The 15316-nt window shown below is 43.1% G+C and carries 15 protein-coding genes and 1 pseudogene; 9 read left to right on the forward strand and 7 right to left on the reverse strand.

What is annotated here, in order from left to right; translation table 11 throughout:
- Positions 1-134 precede the first annotated feature (134 nt).
- Together AC6I2O_RS00265 and vanR are read right to left on the reverse strand one after the other, a co-directional pair.
- On the reverse strand, positions 135-1289 hold the full coding sequence (locus tag AC6I2O_RS00265) for a sensor histidine kinase (RefSeq protein WP_120393604.1): 1155 nt from the start codon (positions 1287-1289) through the stop codon (positions 135-137).
- Positions 1267-1962 (reverse strand): VanR-ABDEGLN family response regulator transcription factor, encoded by a 696-nt coding sequence (vanR, locus tag AC6I2O_RS00270; protein WP_135976862.1) that lies wholly within the window; start codon positions 1960-1962, stop codon positions 1267-1269. The genes AC6I2O_RS00265 and vanR overlap by 23 nt, the downstream gene beginning before the upstream one ends.
- 323 nt (positions 1963-2285) lie before the next feature.
- Here vanR and AC6I2O_RS00275 point away from each other — a divergent pair, with 323 nt between their 5' ends.
- The 4 genes from AC6I2O_RS00275 (at position 2286) to AC6I2O_RS00290 (ending at position 4752) form a co-directional block, all read left to right on the forward strand.
- Positions 2286-2624, forward strand: coding sequence for a hypothetical protein (locus AC6I2O_RS00275; RefSeq protein ID WP_497741485.1), 339 nt, complete (start codon positions 2286-2288; stop codon positions 2622-2624).
- Complete coding sequence (locus AC6I2O_RS00280) at positions 2621-2788, forward strand: AlbA family DNA-binding domain-containing protein (protein ID WP_497742481.1); 168 nt, start codon at positions 2621-2623, stop codon at positions 2786-2788. Before AC6I2O_RS00275 ends, AC6I2O_RS00280 begins: the two co-directional genes overlap by 4 nt.
- Before the next feature lie 90 nt (positions 2789-2878).
- On the forward strand, positions 2879-3253 hold the full coding sequence (locus tag AC6I2O_RS00285) for a TnpV protein (protein ID WP_497741486.1): 375 nt from the start codon (positions 2879-2881) through the stop codon (positions 3251-3253).
- Between the two features lie 188 nt (positions 3254-3441).
- Positions 3442-4752, forward strand: coding sequence for an MATE family efflux transporter (locus AC6I2O_RS00290; protein ID WP_497741487.1), 1311 nt, complete (start codon positions 3442-3444; stop codon positions 4750-4752).
- 82 nt (positions 4753-4834) lie between these two features.
- Here the strand turns inward: AC6I2O_RS00290 and AC6I2O_RS00295 are convergent.
- The 5 genes and pseudogenes from AC6I2O_RS00295 to AC6I2O_RS00315 form a co-directional block, all read right to left on the reverse strand.
- Positions 4835-5787 (reverse strand): annotated as a pseudogene (locus AC6I2O_RS00295) (IS66 family transposase); the annotation flags it as partial.
- 68 nt (positions 5788-5855) lie between these two features.
- The gene (tnpB, locus tag AC6I2O_RS00300; protein WP_497741488.1) at positions 5856-6194 is read right to left on the reverse strand and encodes an IS66 family insertion sequence element accessory protein TnpB; all 339 of its coding nucleotides are present in this window, start codon (positions 6192-6194) and stop codon (positions 5856-5858) included.
- Positions 6170-6391 carry an IS66 family insertion sequence element accessory protein TnpA gene (gene tnpA / locus AC6I2O_RS00305; protein ID WP_497741489.1) on the reverse strand — a complete coding sequence of 74 codons (222 nt, stop codon included), beginning with the start codon at positions 6389-6391 and terminating at the stop codon, positions 6170-6172. The genes tnpB and tnpA overlap by 25 nt, the downstream gene beginning before the upstream one ends.
- A 154-nt stretch (positions 6392-6545) precedes the next feature.
- Complete coding sequence (locus tag AC6I2O_RS00310) at positions 6546-8039, reverse strand: FGGY-family carbohydrate kinase (protein WP_497741490.1); 1494 nt, start codon at positions 8037-8039, stop codon at positions 6546-6548.
- Positions 8040-8107: 68 nt separating this feature from the next.
- Complete coding sequence (locus AC6I2O_RS00315; RefSeq protein ID WP_147412316.1) at positions 8108-8914, reverse strand: DeoR/GlpR family DNA-binding transcription regulator; 807 nt, start codon at positions 8912-8914, stop codon at positions 8108-8110.
- 434 nt (positions 8915-9348) lie between these two features.
- On the opposite strand from AC6I2O_RS00315, the gene AC6I2O_RS00320 reads away from it, so the two are divergent.
- The 5 genes from AC6I2O_RS00320 (at position 9349) to AC6I2O_RS00340 (ending at position 15270) form a co-directional block, all read left to right on the forward strand.
- Complete coding sequence (locus AC6I2O_RS00320; RefSeq protein ID WP_120393242.1) at positions 9349-10461, forward strand: 2-hydroxyacid dehydrogenase; 1113 nt, start codon at positions 9349-9351, stop codon at positions 10459-10461.
- Positions 10462-10620: 159 nt separating this feature from the next.
- Complete coding sequence (locus AC6I2O_RS00325) at positions 10621-11634, forward strand: zinc-dependent alcohol dehydrogenase family protein (RefSeq protein WP_120393241.1); 1014 nt, start codon at positions 10621-10623, stop codon at positions 11632-11634.
- A 59-nt stretch (positions 11635-11693) separates the two neighbouring features.
- A complete protein-coding gene (locus AC6I2O_RS00330) occupies positions 11694-12674 on the forward strand; it encodes a sugar ABC transporter substrate-binding protein (protein WP_120393240.1) in 981 nt (326 codons plus the stop codon).
- A gap of 107 nt (positions 12675-12781) precedes the next feature.
- Entirely contained in the window at positions 12782-14269 is a 1488-nt protein-coding gene (locus AC6I2O_RS00335; protein WP_120393239.1) for a sugar ABC transporter ATP-binding protein, read from the forward strand.
- A gap of 29 nt (positions 14270-14298) precedes the next feature.
- A complete protein-coding gene (locus AC6I2O_RS00340) occupies positions 14299-15270 on the forward strand; it encodes an ABC transporter permease (RefSeq protein ID WP_120393238.1) in 972 nt (323 codons plus the stop codon).
- The last annotated feature ends 46 nt before the right edge of the window (positions 15271-15316 follow it).

Raw genomic sequence — 15316 nt, forward strand, 5'->3', positions numbered from 1 at the left:
CTTTTTCTATACTTCTTCTCATACAAAACAAATAGCTTCTATTCAGTATTCATTCTACTGAACAGAAGCTATCCATACTTTAATATTCAATTTTCTAATTCCTAAGAAAATGCTAAGAGAGCCTATATATTTTACTAATGTGTTACAGGTAAAGAGATACGGAAAGTTGTTGATTCGTTTTCACTTTCGGCAGTAATTTTACCTCCATGCAGTGTTATGATTTCTTTTGCAATCGCAAGCCCCAATCCTGCACCTCCCGTATTCGTCGAACGTGCTTCATCCATACGGAAAAACTTCTCAAAAATAGAATTTAACTTACCTGCGGGAATTGTCTTTCCTTTATTGCAAAAATAAATCCAAACATCCGTATCTGTGCTTTCAGCCCATATTTTAATTATCGTATCTGGGTAACTGTAATAAATCGCATTTTTTAAAATGTTATTGAAAACTCTGGCTAACTTCATAGAATCCCCATAAACCGTTACATCTTCATCAACACATACCTCTGTTTGATTACTATGAGCATTTAACAGCGGGTAAAATTCATCTGTCATTTGAACCAACATATGACAGAGGTTTATAGATTCTTTTTCCAAATCAATTTGTTGCAGATTATATCTTGTTATATCAAAAAATTCGTTGATAAGCTTTTCTAAACGAAGTGCTTTGCTTAATGCAATATTTACATATTTTGTTTTTTGTTCTATCGGCATATCCTGTGCTTCATCCAATAATGCTAAATATCCAATAACAGAGGTAAGCGGTGTCTTTAAATCATGTGCAAGATAAGCAATCAAATCATTTTTTCTGCTTGCTTCTTCCTTTAACATTTGTTCATGCCGCTGCATCGTGGATTTTATTTCGGACATCTGGACTGAAATTTCGGCATACTCTTTTGGAAAAATATCTATATTTCCTTTTTCTTCTATCATAAAATCATGCAGCATCACCGAAGTCGCAGTGATGGATTTTCTCACTTCTGCCTTTGCATGTAAATTTGCAAACGCAAAAGTAATTGCAATGCAGATAAGTACGATTATAATCAGAACTGTCAAGATAAATACTTTCAGCTCCGACCACAAAGGCTCTGTAACAAGAATATCTTTTCCCACATCAGCAGAATAAACCTCATGCGTGTTCATGTACTTAGCCGTGAACCAGTCCACAAAAAAGCCGTTCCAAACCTTATCTACCAGATAATACAATCCAAAACATGCAGCAATGCCGAGGATACAAGTGCCAATTAGTGTAGCTGTCTTTGAAATCTTAATTTTCAATTTTGTATCCACACCCCCAGACTGTTTTTATATATTGTGGTTCTTCAAATGAATCTCCCATTTTCTCACGAAGATGCCGAATATGAACAGTAATGGTGTTATTGCTTTTACTGAAATATTCATCCCCCCATATTTGATGAAAAAGTTCCTCCGAACTGACTACATTTCCTTTCTGCTGACACAAAATCCGTAATATAGAAAACTCCGTAGGCGTTAATGAAAGAGGCTTTTCATTTAAAGTACACTCATGCGTTTTCACATTTAGAACTAAACCAGAATGAATCAAAATATCTTCCTCTGGCTCATTTCCCACATTGTATTTTTTATATCTTCTTAGTTGGGCTTTCACACGGGCGACCAATTCTAAAGGCAAAAACGGTTTCGTAATATAATCGTCTGCACCTAATGTTAATCCCGTTATTTTATCAATTTCCTCTCCCTTTGCCGTGAGCATTATCACTGGATAGCGATATTTCTCCCTTATCTTTTTGCATATTTGGAAACCGTTCATATCAGGCAGCATAACATCCAAAATTGCCAAATCAAGGGTTTCACTTTCAATACAAGCCATTGCATCTTTGGCATTATAAAATTTATATACAGTAAAATTCTCATTTTCAAGATAAAGGGAAACAAGGTCTGCTATTTCCTGTTCATCATCTACAATCAGTATTTTATTCTCCATATCAGTCCATTCCTTTCCTTTTGTTTTATTTTACTAAATTGCACATAAGCAATCCTGCACTTTCCAATAAGAAATTGTTAAGATTTTCCTAATCGCCGTATAGATTCAAGGTATCTCTGCAATTTCCGTATCATATTTTGATTGCGACAGTAAGATGAAGTTTTCGGTGGACAGAGAATAAGAGAACGGATCTTTTCTGGATAATAATTTAATAAAAACGCGCAATCGTTGGGCCTGAGGGCAGAACAGTTGCGCGTTTTTTGAAAACTAATTTGTTTAATGTTATTATTTTAATCAAAAATATTGATTAAGAAGAAATAAAAGTGTTACTTAAAGAGTGTGTTAAAACACAAGGGCTTTATACAATAATAGATTTTAGTGAATATATTGCCAGAGAAAGTAGTAAAAGTTTTACAAAATCACAGCTCACAGGTGCCATAGCTCAATTAGTGGATTTAGGTGAGATTATCCGGGTTGAACGAGGATTATATAAGGGAAAATGTTTTGTCGAAAAGTGTATAAAAGGAAATATGAAAGAAAATAACACATTATTTAACAGAGAATCGATATTATGTTTAGATAAAGTGGAAAAAATACTTACAGAATTCGTAGATTCACAAAAAGTTATGCAGTTGAATTCAAGCGTTGTGGGAATGGTATAGAATCGGATACTTATGAAACAGTCTGTTCTTTTTTGAACAGGTTTGGTGGAGATATTTTCATGGGGGTGTTAGATGATGGAACGATATTAGGTGTGCCGGAAAAAGCGGCTACAGACATGGTAAAAAACTTTATTAGTGTCACAAGTAACCCGGGGATTACTTAACTTAAAGATAACATATACATACAGCCTGCTGATACATTGCTTGCAGATACCCCGCAGAAGCCAAAACACACAGAAAAGGAGTTTTTGCATATGAAATCACTATTTGAACAGTTAGGCGGTACGTATCATGTAGAAAATGGGTATCTTATTCCAGATTTAAGATTACCCACCGAAGAAGAACAGGCGATAGGCACATGGGGACAGCGGCATCTGGACTATCTGAAGCAGTACCGCAGGGTTATATACACGAACCTTCTCACAAGCGGCAAGTTGAATGTATACCTTGCTGACACTGACAGACAGGCACAGGAATGCTTTGAAAGGCTCATAGAGGGCATGAAGCAGGCACAGGGCATAACGGAACGCCTAAAGGAAGAAAATGCCTTAGAATGGACAGGGCGGCTCAATAACATAAGGGCTTGTGCGAGGGAGATTGTGAACGAGGAGCTTATTTTTTCTAAGTAAAAACAGCAGATTTGGGATTTGACTTTTGATAAAAATTTGTTATAATGAATGTGCTTGTCAGAGGACTTGCAATCAAATAAGATTGTTGAAGTGGGATAAGACCTATTGGGCTTTATCCCACTTTTTGTTTATTTAGATGGGATGAAGCATAAACATGCTTTGTCCCATTTCCTGTATGGAGGTATATTATGAATGCAAAAGTAAAATCTTTATGCGGTTACATTTTCCCTGCTATGGGAGGCTTATTTGTAACCTATCTTTACAATGTTGTTGATGGAATTTTTGTCGGTCAAGGTGTTGGTTCGGCGGCTTTAGGTGCAGTAAATATTGCAGTTCCGTTTATCACTTTTGTTGTAGCCATTGCCGCTATGTTTCCAATGGGCGGTGCAACTGTAGTTGCAATACGAATGGGGAGAGAGGATAAAAAGGGGGCAAATCAAGCGTTTATGACAGCAATTACATTAACACTTGCTATGTCTGTTTTATTAATGATTGTTGGTATGGTGTTCTCACAACAAATTGTGGATATAAGTGGAGCAAGCAAGTTAAGTGATGAAATGAGAAAAATGGCGGCGGACTATCTGCTTTATTATTCAGCCTTTTCTATTCCGATGCTCATGAGTACCTGTCTATCCGTATTTGTGAGGAATGACGGTTCTCCGACTCTCTCTTTCATTGGGATGTGTGTTGGTGCGATTGCAAACATATTTTTAGATTGGCTTTTTATTTTCCCGTTTGGAATGGGAATAATTGGTGCAGCAGTTGCATCGGGATTAGGACAGGTATTTTCTGTACTTGTTCTGCTGTCACATTTTTGGAACAAAAAAGGACGCTTGAAACTGAATTTAATAAAATTGGAGATAACACTTGTTAAGAAAATTTGTAAGCGTGGTGTTCCTGAAGCAATTTCACAACTTACAACTCCCGTAACGGCATTATGCTACAACATTATGTTAGCAAGCCTTGTTGGAGATATTGGCGTATCAACTTTCAGTGTATTGAGTTTTATTTATTCCCTTGCGAATGCAATTCTTTCGGGTGTTGCACAAGGCTTACAGCCACTTTGGGGGAACAGCTATGGTAAAAAGGATACTGGAGAAATAAATTGGCTTTTCCGTTGTGGAATTATCATCAACTTAGTTTTGTCTGCCTTAATTTACAGTGCGTTGTTTTTCTTTGATAAACCTGTTATTTGTATTTTCAACAGCGATACAGAACTTGTGCAGACTGCATCTAAAGCATTGCCTTTGTTCTGTTTGTCATTTATTCCAATGGCGTTAAACCTTATTTATACATCGTTTCTTTATTCGACAAAAAGAACAAAGCAATCAAATGTTATTGCAGTAAGTAGGGGAATTATTATAAAAGCGATGGCAATATGCAGTATTCCAATGCTATTCGGAAAAGAAATGATTTGGGTTGCTCCATTTATAGCTGAAACAATAACTCTTATAATTGCAATTACAATTACCAAACATACAAAATTGATTTTTCAATAGTTTATCGGCTTTATTCGTAAGCGTCAAATAAGATAGTGGATAGAAAAATAACCACCAACCCTCTATACTAAAAGGGCAGTGGTTATCTACAACGTTCCTGTACCATGGGATCCCATGGCAGATAATCATCCAGATATTCCGGATTTTCAAGAGATCCCCCCACTTGCGGCAGCACCTTTCGGGCTTCCCGAAAACAGCCAGTTCTTACGGCCGATCACAAACGGACGGATACAGTTCTCCGCTAAAGAGTTGCTGATGGAACAGTTCCCATCCTCAAGATAGTTGAAGAACTCCTGCCGGTTGTTCAGGGCATAATGGAAAGCTGTATGGAGTTTCGACTTTGGAAGTTCTCCGACAGAGTTTATCTCTGCCCATGACCAGAAAGCCTCGAGAAGCGGTTTCTCGCGGTTAAGCCGTTCTTTTTTCTTCTGCTCCGGGGGAAGGCCGTCCAATTCCTTTTCTATCTCAAACAACTTATTCAGCCGCAGGACTGCTTCCGCGGGCTTCATCAATGTGCAGATACTCCTGTTTCAGAAGTTCCTGCCTGAGATGACCGACCACATGGGAAAGCCAGTCCCGATAGACGACCATGAGCCAGTTCGACATCGTCGCCCTGCTTAATGACAGTCCCATGGCCTCCCATTCCTTTTCCTGGCGGTATAAGGGGATACCCAGTTCAAACTTCTGGTGGATGAGCCACGAAATCGTGGAAGCAGATGCAAGGGAGTGCATGACCGGGGGACAGGGCACCGGAGATTTTTCCATATAAGGTGTTCCGTTTTTTCGGCATGCCCTGCATTCATAAGTTTCCCGGTAATGATCGACCACTTTTAGGCTGGCAGGAATGAACTGTACTTCAGTACGGACAAACTCCTCACCGACTTTTACCATGGCGCTCCCGCACCTTTCACAGATCTGTTCACGCTCATCGATCGTGTGGAGCACTTTGCTGCGGGGAATGTCTTTTATCAGCTTCTCCCGCTGGCCGGCATATTTCCTTTTACGCAGATGTTTTTCGACCTCCACCAAATCCGGCATGGGCTGAAAACCTTCTTTTTTCTGATAGGTTCATTATACCATAAAACAGCAGGATTTTCCAGCACTTATAAGGAATTCCCGGTTTTTCCGGGCTTTGTAGGAGCCCATTTGCGCACTGCTTTTGGCTGTTCCGGGTTCAGACCCTCCAGCAGCCAGCGCAGCTGCTGATGGGAGATCTGTCTGGCTTCTTCACCTGTGCGCGGCCACTTTAGACGGCCGTTTTCGTAGCGCTTATAGAAAAGGCAGAAGCCGTCCCCTTCATAGTGGACTGCCTTGATCCGGTCCGCACGCTTCCCACAGAAAAGGAATAAGGAATTGCTGTAAGGATCAAGCTGAAAGCTGTATTTTATGATATCTACCAGGCCGTCCAGCTGTTTTCTCATATCCGTGTACCCGGCCTGCATCCATGACTCTTTCGGGGCAGTTCCTCAAGCGCCAGCTTCCGAATCTTTGCGATCCAGTAATAATAGCTTTTTAAAGAGATATCATGCTGTTCGCACCATGCCTGGTTTGTCAGGCCGGAGGCTCTGCATTGCCGGATCACGTTCAGCCAGTACTGAAGTTTTACCTGTTTATCAGGAGTTAAAGATGAAATATCCATGGGTTCGCCCCTTTTTCTTAGATTTAGAGTTTCGAGAGCGGACTCTAAAAACTCTAACCCTAAGTTTACAAGAGAACGCCAAATATTTCACTACACGTTCTTATTTGACGCTTACGACATTCTGAGTACTCTGCGGGAAACATGGATTTTGACTTTACACGCGAAATTCATGCATTTTTTCATAAAATTCTCTGAATTTCCCATACTTTTCTTCATGCATCGCAAAGTTTGCAGGATCAGGAAGCGTCTCAGTGGCATACTGCACAACCTCACGGACGCAGGCGGCGATATCGGGATATGCGCCGATGGCAACTGCGGCAAGGATCATGCAGCCGAGTGTTCCGGCTTCGTTGTTTTGCAGTGTGTAGACAGGCTTCCGGAAAATATCAGCGCGCAGGCGGGCGGAAACGGAAGAATTTGCAGCTCCTCCGGATATTACGATTTTTTCAAAATCAAGACCAAGCGGCGCCGCGTATTCATGTGCCAGCCGGATCTGATAGATCATGGATTCCTTTAATGCAAGATACAGGTCTTCCGCAGTGGTATCGAGGGTCAGTCCGCAGATAGAACCGGCCATGGCATTTAAGTTCAGGTCCGGATGTCCCGAGGAGCCGAATTGTGGGAGAATCAGCACATTTGTCTGTGCATCCATTACGCGCTCATCCATGCACCGGAAAAAGTCTGTGCCCTTTGCAGTGCAGGTCTGATAGATTCCCTGAAACAAGACATCGCGCGCCCAGTTTGAGAGTGCGCCGCACGTCGTAATTTCCAGTGTTGTAAAATACGAATCAGGAAGCGGATAGATCATACATGGCAGATCAAACTTCTTCAGGATGCTTTCATCGTACGTTTTCGGTAGCATCAGAGCAAGGCATTCGCATGTTCCGATTCCGTCTTCGGCAATCGAGTAGTCCAGGAACCCGCATCCAAGCGCTGCGCAGACCTGATCGTGGGCTCCCGCGACAACCGGAATGGAACCATGCATGCCGCAGCTTTCGGCCATATCATGTTTTACATACCCGATCACGGCTCCGGAAGGAACAAGCTCGGAAAAATGCTCCGGTGTAAGTCCGGCCAGGGCCAACAGTTTTTCATCCCATTTCAGATTGTGAATATCAACAGACATGCTTCTGGCACCCGTGCTGTAGCTGACCTTGCGCTCTCCGGTCAGCAGGTACCCGATATAATCTTCATAGAAAAAGATTTTGCGGGCTTTTGGAATCACATCCGTGTGATCATACAGCCAGATCATTTTCGGAAGCGAGTAGAGCTGGCTTGGCATCAGGCCAGACACCGCAAACGCATAGTCTGCGCCAAACTCCTGGCATATTTTATCAACACCCTCCTGTCCGCGGTTATCGCCAGTTACCATGGAATTGCATAAAACACGATCCTGTTCATCGAGAATAACGAGAGATTCGCCAAGGCAGGTAACAGCAATCGCCTGGACAGGCTCCGGACAATTCAAAACCGCCTCCTTCAAAGACTCAAAAACACATTCCCGAACTGTATCGGGTTCAATTTCGCGGATACCATTGCCGCGTCGTTCTGTATATTTTCTTCCGGCTGTGCTCAGTACCTTTCCACGGAGATCAAAAGCACATACCTTACAGCCGCTTGTTCCGACATCAATTCCTATAATCGCCATAATATCCCCCCCTGTCTGTTTCTCTGAAAATTTTTGTATCTGCGATCCGGATTCGCCCTGCAATTATTTTACTTTGTGATACCGACCGCAGTTTCTGCAAGAATCAGATTTCCTCCAAGCTTTTTGATGTGTGCCTGAATCTTTTCCGGAATCGCGCTGTCTGTGATGATTCCGTCAAAATCTCTCACGGAAGCATACGTGGTCAGACTGTGACTGTCAAATTTAGAAGAATCTGCGAGCAGATAGATTTTATCAGAAACACTCATGATTTTCTGCTTCAGTCCCAGCTCTGTCAGATTTCCAATCATCACGTTTCCATCGGGTGATATGGCGTTGCAGGCCAGAAAGGCAATGTCCGCATGGAAGTTATTGATTTGTGCTTCTGCAAGCGTTCCGCGGGAGGACCAGGTATTCAGATCCACTTCGCCGCCGATGATAATGACACTTGGGCACTGGTGCGTCAAAAGGGTTGCGGCCAGATTGACCCCGTTTGTGATAAAAGTGCAGGGAATGTCCTGAGAAACGGATTTGGCAAGAGAAAACGTAGTTGTTCCGGAATCCAGGAAAACAAATTGTTTTGGCTGAATCATCCGCGAAGCGGTCTGCGCAATCGCCTGTTTGCTGGAGGCCTGCTCTGCCATACGCGTAACATAAGGGGGCTCCAGTTTGAGCGTTCCCTGAGCGTCCTCCTGTTCTGCAAGGACTGCACCGCCATGCGTTCTCACGATTTTTCCTTTTTCAACGAGACAGTCAAAATCTCTGCGGATTGTCATATCAGTTACTTTGAAACGGCGTACCAGATCATGAATCTGTACCTTTCCCTCGTGAGAAAGAAGTTCCAAAATAGTATCAAGACGCTGGTCTTTTGTTATCAATAGAAACACCACCTTAAATATACAGATTTAGTATCAGCCGCTCCTTTTTCATTTCCATGAAAGTACAACTCAAGTAAACATGTTTGCATTTCCATTTGCCGCTGTATGCGAGCCGGCAAAACACTGTGAACTGGATGTCACTTTGTTGGCGTTTTATGTAGAGAAGCTGAAATAGAAAATGTTTGATATTTGGATTAAATTCAAACAAACATGTTATGGTTAGTATAAAATAAAACATCATGGGAAGTCAAGCAAAATGAAGATATCGGTAAAATAAACAAAAATAGGACATTAAAATATAGGATAAATCAGAAAAAATGAACTATTGACGAAAAAAATAAATTGATTTATTGTAAAATAAAGTTTAAAACAAACACAATAAACAAACATGAAACAAACATTTTGAGCAGTAGCAATTCGGAGGAGGAAGCAGTATGAAGGTTTTATGTATGTATGATGGATTGTATAAAAATTACAAAGAGCAGATTGCCTATTCGGAAGAATATGCACGGAAATTTACGGATGGTCCTATTATTGTGGGTGAGTATACAGATCCGGACCCGGAGGTGGATTTTATTAAAAATATCTATCGCCTGGAAAAGTTCGGACCGGAGCCAGAGCCGACAGTTCCTGTTTATTTGGAACATAAAGACTCAGAAGTGCTGGCAGTTTCGTTTTCTCCGGTTTCCGGTCAGATGATGGATGTGTTTGAAAATCTGCGTGTGATCGGCATTTCGCGAACGGGCACGGAAAATGTAAATATTCAGGCAGCCACAGAGCGCGGAATCCTCGTTGTTCATGCAGCAGGAAGAAATGCAAATGCCGTTTCTGATTATGCAATCGGGTTGATGCTGGCAGAATCAAGAAATATAGCAAGACAGCATGCGCTGATGAAGAAGGGCGGACTGACTGCCATTTATTCGAATAATGCGATCTTGCCGGATCTTTGCGGTAAAACAATCGGTCTTTTCGGTTTTGGATATATTGGAAGGCTGATGGCAGAGAAGCTTAGCGGATTCCATGTAAATATAATAGCAGTAGATCCGTTTGTTTCAGAAGAGGATATGAAGAAATGGAATGTCACAAAAGTGGATCTCGAAACCTTGTGCCGGGAATCCGATTTTATCAGCATTCATGCACGCCAGACAGCCGACAATTTCCATACGTTTGGAGAAGAGCAGTTCCGTATGATGAAACCGACCGCCTATTTTATCAATACGGCGCGCGCATCCATGGTGGATTATGACGCACTTGTAAAAGCGTTGCAGGAACATAGAATTGCAGGTGCGGCGACGGATGTTTATCCCAAAATGCCGCTGGATTCGGACGATCCGATTCGAAAGCTTGATAATATCACGCTTTCTGCTCATCTTGCAGGAAGCACGCGGGATGCTGTGATTAATTCATGGAAATTCGTATTTCAGAGAACCGCAAACGTGATTCACGGCATATCAAATTTTGGTGTACTGAATCCTGAAGTTCTGGAGATGGATGTGTTTAAAAACTGGTGCGATGCAGTAAAAAATGACATTCATCTGATTTCTTAGTTGTTTAAAATACACAAAAATATGTTAGATATTTTGTGTAAATAAACACTTGAAACAATAAAATAAACATGATAACATGTTAAACAAACAAAACAAACATAAATCAAACATTCCGTGAAGGAGAAAGCTGAACGTAAGCGATAAAAGGAGTATTGAAGTATGAAAGCACTTTATATTGAAAAAGAAAACACGGTTTATTTGAAAGATGTGGAGGTACCACAGCCGCAGCCGGACGAGCTGCTGATTAAAGTGGCGGCGAGCGGATTTTGCGGATCTGATATACATATTCTAAAAGGCGGACATGTGCAGAAGTATCCGGTGATTCCGGGGCACGAGTTCTCCGGAGTGGTTGAGGCAGTCGGAAGCAAGGTCATGAATTTTAAAGTGGGAGACCGTGTTTCCGCAGATCCGAATGTCTTTTGTGAGAACTGCGATGCCTGTAAGAGCAATCATCAGATTCACTGTAAGAATCTTTCCGTTCTCGGGAGCCTGCGGGACGGCGCATTTGCCGAGTATGTGACAGTGCCGGAACGGTGTGCGTTTCACATCGGAGACCTTGATTTTATCCAGGCTTCCATGGCAGAACCACTTGGCTGTGTCATAAACAGCCATAACAAATACGAAATACCGATTGGTTCCACTGTGTTGATTATGGGAGCCGGGACGATCGGCCTGATGCAGATGATGCTGTCGAAAAAACGTGGTGCAGCGCGCGTTGTTATGACAGATATCAAAGAAACACAGCTGGAAAAAGCAAAAGAGCTGGGGGCAGATTTTACAGTTAAGTCTGAGGCGGATGTGGAACAGAAGCTTCGCAGGATTGCACCGGAGGGCTTTGATATTGTAATTGATGCGACCGGTGTTCCGAAGTGTGTAGAGATGGGAATCCGACTTGTCAAATACGCGGGGAAAATGATTGTATTCGGAGCGTGTCCGGTTGGAAGCCAGATAACGGTTGACCCGTTTGATATTTATTTCCGGGATCTTCAGATCATTGGTTCTTATGCGCTGGAAAAAACGCTGGGCCAGGCAATTGCCATGCTGCAAAGCGGCGCGCTTGATCTTCGTCCGCTTGTGGGCCAGGTGGTCAGTCTGGAAGAGTCGGTACAGGTCTTCCGGGATTTTGCAGATGGAAAGACAAGCAATAAATTAATTGTCAGCTTCTTTGACTGATCGGGCATTTGTTTTCATAGGATCTCAAAAAATTATATATATTTAAGGAGGATTTTGTAATGAGAAAGAGACATTTATTAACAGGCGTTCTGGCAACATCACTGGCACTGTCACTGGCGGGCGGAAACCTTGCAATGGCGCAGGAAGCAAAAGAGCTGAAGATTGCTTATTCTATTCCGCAGATGTTTTCAACCTTCTGGGCAGCATGTATGAAGGGGTTTGAGGATCAGTGTGAAGCGTACGGTTACGAGGCAGTTACGCTTGACCCGAACGGAGATACGGAGCTTCAGATGAGCCAGCTGCTCAACCAGGCGACTACAGGAGCAGACGCAATCGTTATTTCCCCGATTGAGAAAGATACGATTGGACCAACGGTTGATCAGATCAATGCACAGGGCATTCCGGTATTCTGTATTGACAGAAAAGGTTCCGGAGACGTTGTATCTATGCTGACAACGGACAACTATCAGGCAGGCGTTGATATGGCAAAACAGATGATTGCAGATTATGGCGAGGAGTTCAAGCTTCTGATCGTTCAGGGCGTTCTTTCCGATCAGCCGACCATTGACAGAACAGCAGGTGTGGAAGATACCATCAAAGAGTATCCGGGTATTGAGCTCGTAGGCGACCCGTCTGCAGGCGAGTACAGCGAGGAAGCGGCGATGTCAGTCGTTAAGAACTATCTGGAGAGCAATCCGGATATCGACGTTATTTTCCTTGATACAGACGCACTTCTGAAGGGCGCATACGCAGCAATCACAGAAGCCGGCCACACAGGCAAGGTTGGCGAGGAAGGCCATATTGGTCTTTACTCTGTTGACGGTGAAGGCTTCGTGCTGGATATGATCAGAGAAGGTACCTGTGATGGCGTTTACTCTCAGTATCCGATCACGCTTGGAGCAGACGTAGTTACCAAGATCAAAGAGTACTATGAAGGCGGTGAGATGGAACCGACTTATGATTATGGCGGAGACGTTGTAACGTGTGCAAACATTGAATCCTTTGGAACCGAAACACTTTGGGGCGACCTTGTTCGATAAGTAATTATTTGGCCCGTTTCCCGGGTGGCTTAACATGACAATCCGGCCTGAAGACTTTTGAAAACGGCGAGGTCTTCAGGCCGCTTTTTAATAAGGAAGAAATAAACATGGAACCAATTATTGAAATGAAAAACATAGTTAAGACATTTTCCGATAATGTAGTGCTTGACCATGTGAACTTTACCTTACATAAGGGAGAAACGTGTGCGCTTCTCGGGGTAAACGGCGCAGGAAAGTCTACGCTGATCAAAATTCTTAACGGTATTTACCATGCGGACAGCGGGGAAATTTTCTTTGAAGGAAACAAAGTAAAAATCAGCGAGCCGCAGGATGCGGAAAAACTGGGTATCCGTTTTGTGCATCAGGAATTAAACGTGTGTCCGGATTTAACAGTAGCGGAAAATATTTTTATCGGTCATTTAAAAAAGAACCGGTTTGGATTTTATAATTCCAGAGAAGTATACAAGGCTGCACAGGAGCTGATTGATCAGCTGAAAATTGATATTAAGGCAACCGATAAGGTCGGCGACTTAAGAGCAGCAGAAAAGCAGATTATTGAGATTTTAAAAGCAATGACTTTAAATTCGAAAGTACTGGTACTCGATGAGCCGACTTCTTCTTTAAGTGAGAAGGAGAAAGTTATTTTCTTTCATCTGCTCGCAACCTTAAAGGAGCGGGGAGTATCGTTTATCTTTATTTCGCATTTCCTTGAGGACGTCCTTCAGATCAGCGACCGTGCGATAGCACTGAAGGATGCAAAGAACAACGGTGAATTTGATACCAAGCATGCGACAAAGGATGATCTCATTTTTGCGATGATGGGTAAAAATGCAGTGCAGCGGGAGCGTGTGGAACGCAGTGAAAAAAGTGATGCGGCTCCGGTGCTGGAACTGAAAGATCTGTGCAGTGCCGGGAAGTTCAGTCACATTAATCTGTCAGTGCAGCGGGGAACAATTCTTGGAGTCTGCGGCCTGCTTGGAGCCGGAAAATCAGAGATTGCAAGGGCGATTTATGGCCTTGATCCGTATGACAGCGGTACGATTGTATACAAGGGTGAGGTAATCAGGCGTCCGAAACCGGAAATGATGATGAAAAAGCATGTGGCCATCGTGACAGAGGACCGAAAGCTTGAGGGGTTTGCGCCGCTGATGTCGATCAGCGAGAATATTACCCTGTCCGTGCTCCGTAATTTTTCCACAAAGCTTGGTTTTATGAAAGAAAAAGCACGGGCAGCCGAGAGTCTTCGGATTGCAAAAGACGTAACCGTAAAAATGACGTCTGACCAGCAGAAAGTGGAAAGCTTAAGCGGTGGAAATCAGCAGAAGGTTATCATCGGCCGCTGTCTGGAAAGCAATCCGGATCTGTTTATTCTGGATGAGCCGACACGGGGCGTTGATGTTTATGCAAAAACAGAAATTTACAATATTCTGATTGATATGGCAAACAGAGGCGTAACAGTCCTGATCTTTTCTTCGGAGCTGGAAGAGTTGCTGTCTGTGTGTACGGAAATTATTATTTTGCGAAGCGGTGAGATAAAGGGACGCGTTTCTGCCAAAGAAACCGATAAGGCACAGCTTCTTTCGATGATCAGCTAATTACGAAAATAAAAAACAGAGGTCCAAACATGAAAAATAAGAGTTCAATTTCATCATTTTTATCGGAATACGTGGTGTTACTTGGGATTATCGTTGCATTTTTTGTCGGAATGTCGATCGCATCACCGTATTTCCTTACATTTTCTAATATCACGAATATTATCCAGTATGTCAGTACATACGGAATAGTCTCAATCGGTATGTTGCTGGTGATTCTGACCGGCGGTATCAACCTGTCTGTTGGCGGTACGCTGGCGATTTCCGCATACATAGGGTGTTCTCTGATGCTGAAAGGGTACCCGTGGTTTGTTTCCGTGCTTGTCTGTGTTCTGGTCGGAATGTTTGTCGGCCTGATTAACGGACTGGCTGTTACGAAACTGAATATACCTCCGCTGATCGCAACGCTTGCAGTAGAGCAGATGGCAAGAGGTATGCATCTCGGGCTGGCACAGGGTGCTCCGCTGACCGGATTTTCACAGACCTACCTGAATATCGGTGCAAGTAAGCTGCTGAATCTGCCGATGTCCGTATGGTGGACGATTCTGCTTTATATCATTTTCTTTGTAATTCTGCACAAGACATGCTTTGGAAGAACGGTATACGCGGTGGGCGGCAATCCGATGGCGGCCAGAGTTGCAGGCGTGAACAATGACAAGATGATTATTTCTGTTTATATGCTGGCTGGATTTTTGTGTGCAGCTGCCGGTATCATCGTGACAGGCCGTATGAATTCCGTTGCAGTTTCCATTGCACAGGGACTTGATACCCGTTGTATTACCTGCTGTGTGCTTGGCGGAGCCAGTGTCACGCGTGGCGGGAAAGGAACGATTATCGGGTGCTTCCTCGGCGTGTTTATCATTGGTCTGCTTCAGAACAGCCTTGATCTGCTGGCAGTGTCGTCTTACTGGCAGACATTTATCCAGGGTGTTGTTCTTTTCCTTGCTGTTTCAGCGGGGTTTTTCCGTACTTTCTTTGCAGAGAGGAGGACGAAGGTTCGGTAATCCAATAGATTTTGAGGGGCTGTCTTGCGAAAGGCGATATGTAGAA

Source organism: Blautia sp. St.27G3, assembly GCF_059728505.1.

Excerpts from the sequence above, each read along its gene's own strand:
- AC6I2O_RS00320 (WP_120393242.1), top strand. The coding sequence starts at position 9,349 with ATGAAGGTTTTATGTATGTATGATGGATTGTATAAAAATTACAAAGAG.
- tnpA (WP_497741489.1), bottom strand. The coding sequence starts at position 6,391 with ATGGATATTTCATCTTTAACTCCTGATAAACAGGTAAAACTTCAGTAC.
- AC6I2O_RS00310 (WP_497741490.1), bottom strand. The coding sequence starts at position 8,039 with ATGGCGATTATAGGAATTGATGTCGGAACAAGCGGCTGTAAGGTATGT.
- AC6I2O_RS00325 (WP_120393241.1), top strand. The coding sequence starts at position 10,621 with ATGAAAGCACTTTATATTGAAAAAGAAAACACGGTTTATTTGAAAGAT.
- AC6I2O_RS00340 (WP_120393238.1), top strand. The coding sequence starts at position 14,299 with ATGAAAAATAAGAGTTCAATTTCATCATTTTTATCGGAATACGTGGTG.
- AC6I2O_RS00290 (WP_497741487.1), top strand. The coding sequence starts at position 3,442 with ATGAATGCAAAAGTAAAATCTTTATGCGGTTACATTTTCCCTGCTATG.
- AC6I2O_RS00330 (WP_120393240.1), top strand. The coding sequence starts at position 11,694 with ATGAGAAAGAGACATTTATTAACAGGCGTTCTGGCAACATCACTGGCA.
- AC6I2O_RS00335 (WP_120393239.1), top strand. The coding sequence starts at position 12,782 with ATGGAACCAATTATTGAAATGAAAAACATAGTTAAGACATTTTCCGAT.
- tnpB (WP_497741488.1), bottom strand. The coding sequence starts at position 6,194 with ATGCAGGCCGGGTACACGGATATGAGAAAACAGCTGGACGGCCTGGTA.
- vanR (WP_135976862.1), bottom strand. The coding sequence starts at position 1,962 with ATGGAGAATAAAATACTGATTGTAGATGATGAACAGGAAATAGCAGAC.
- AC6I2O_RS00285 (WP_497741486.1), top strand. The coding sequence starts at position 2,879 with ATGAAATCACTATTTGAACAGTTAGGCGGTACGTATCATGTAGAAAAT.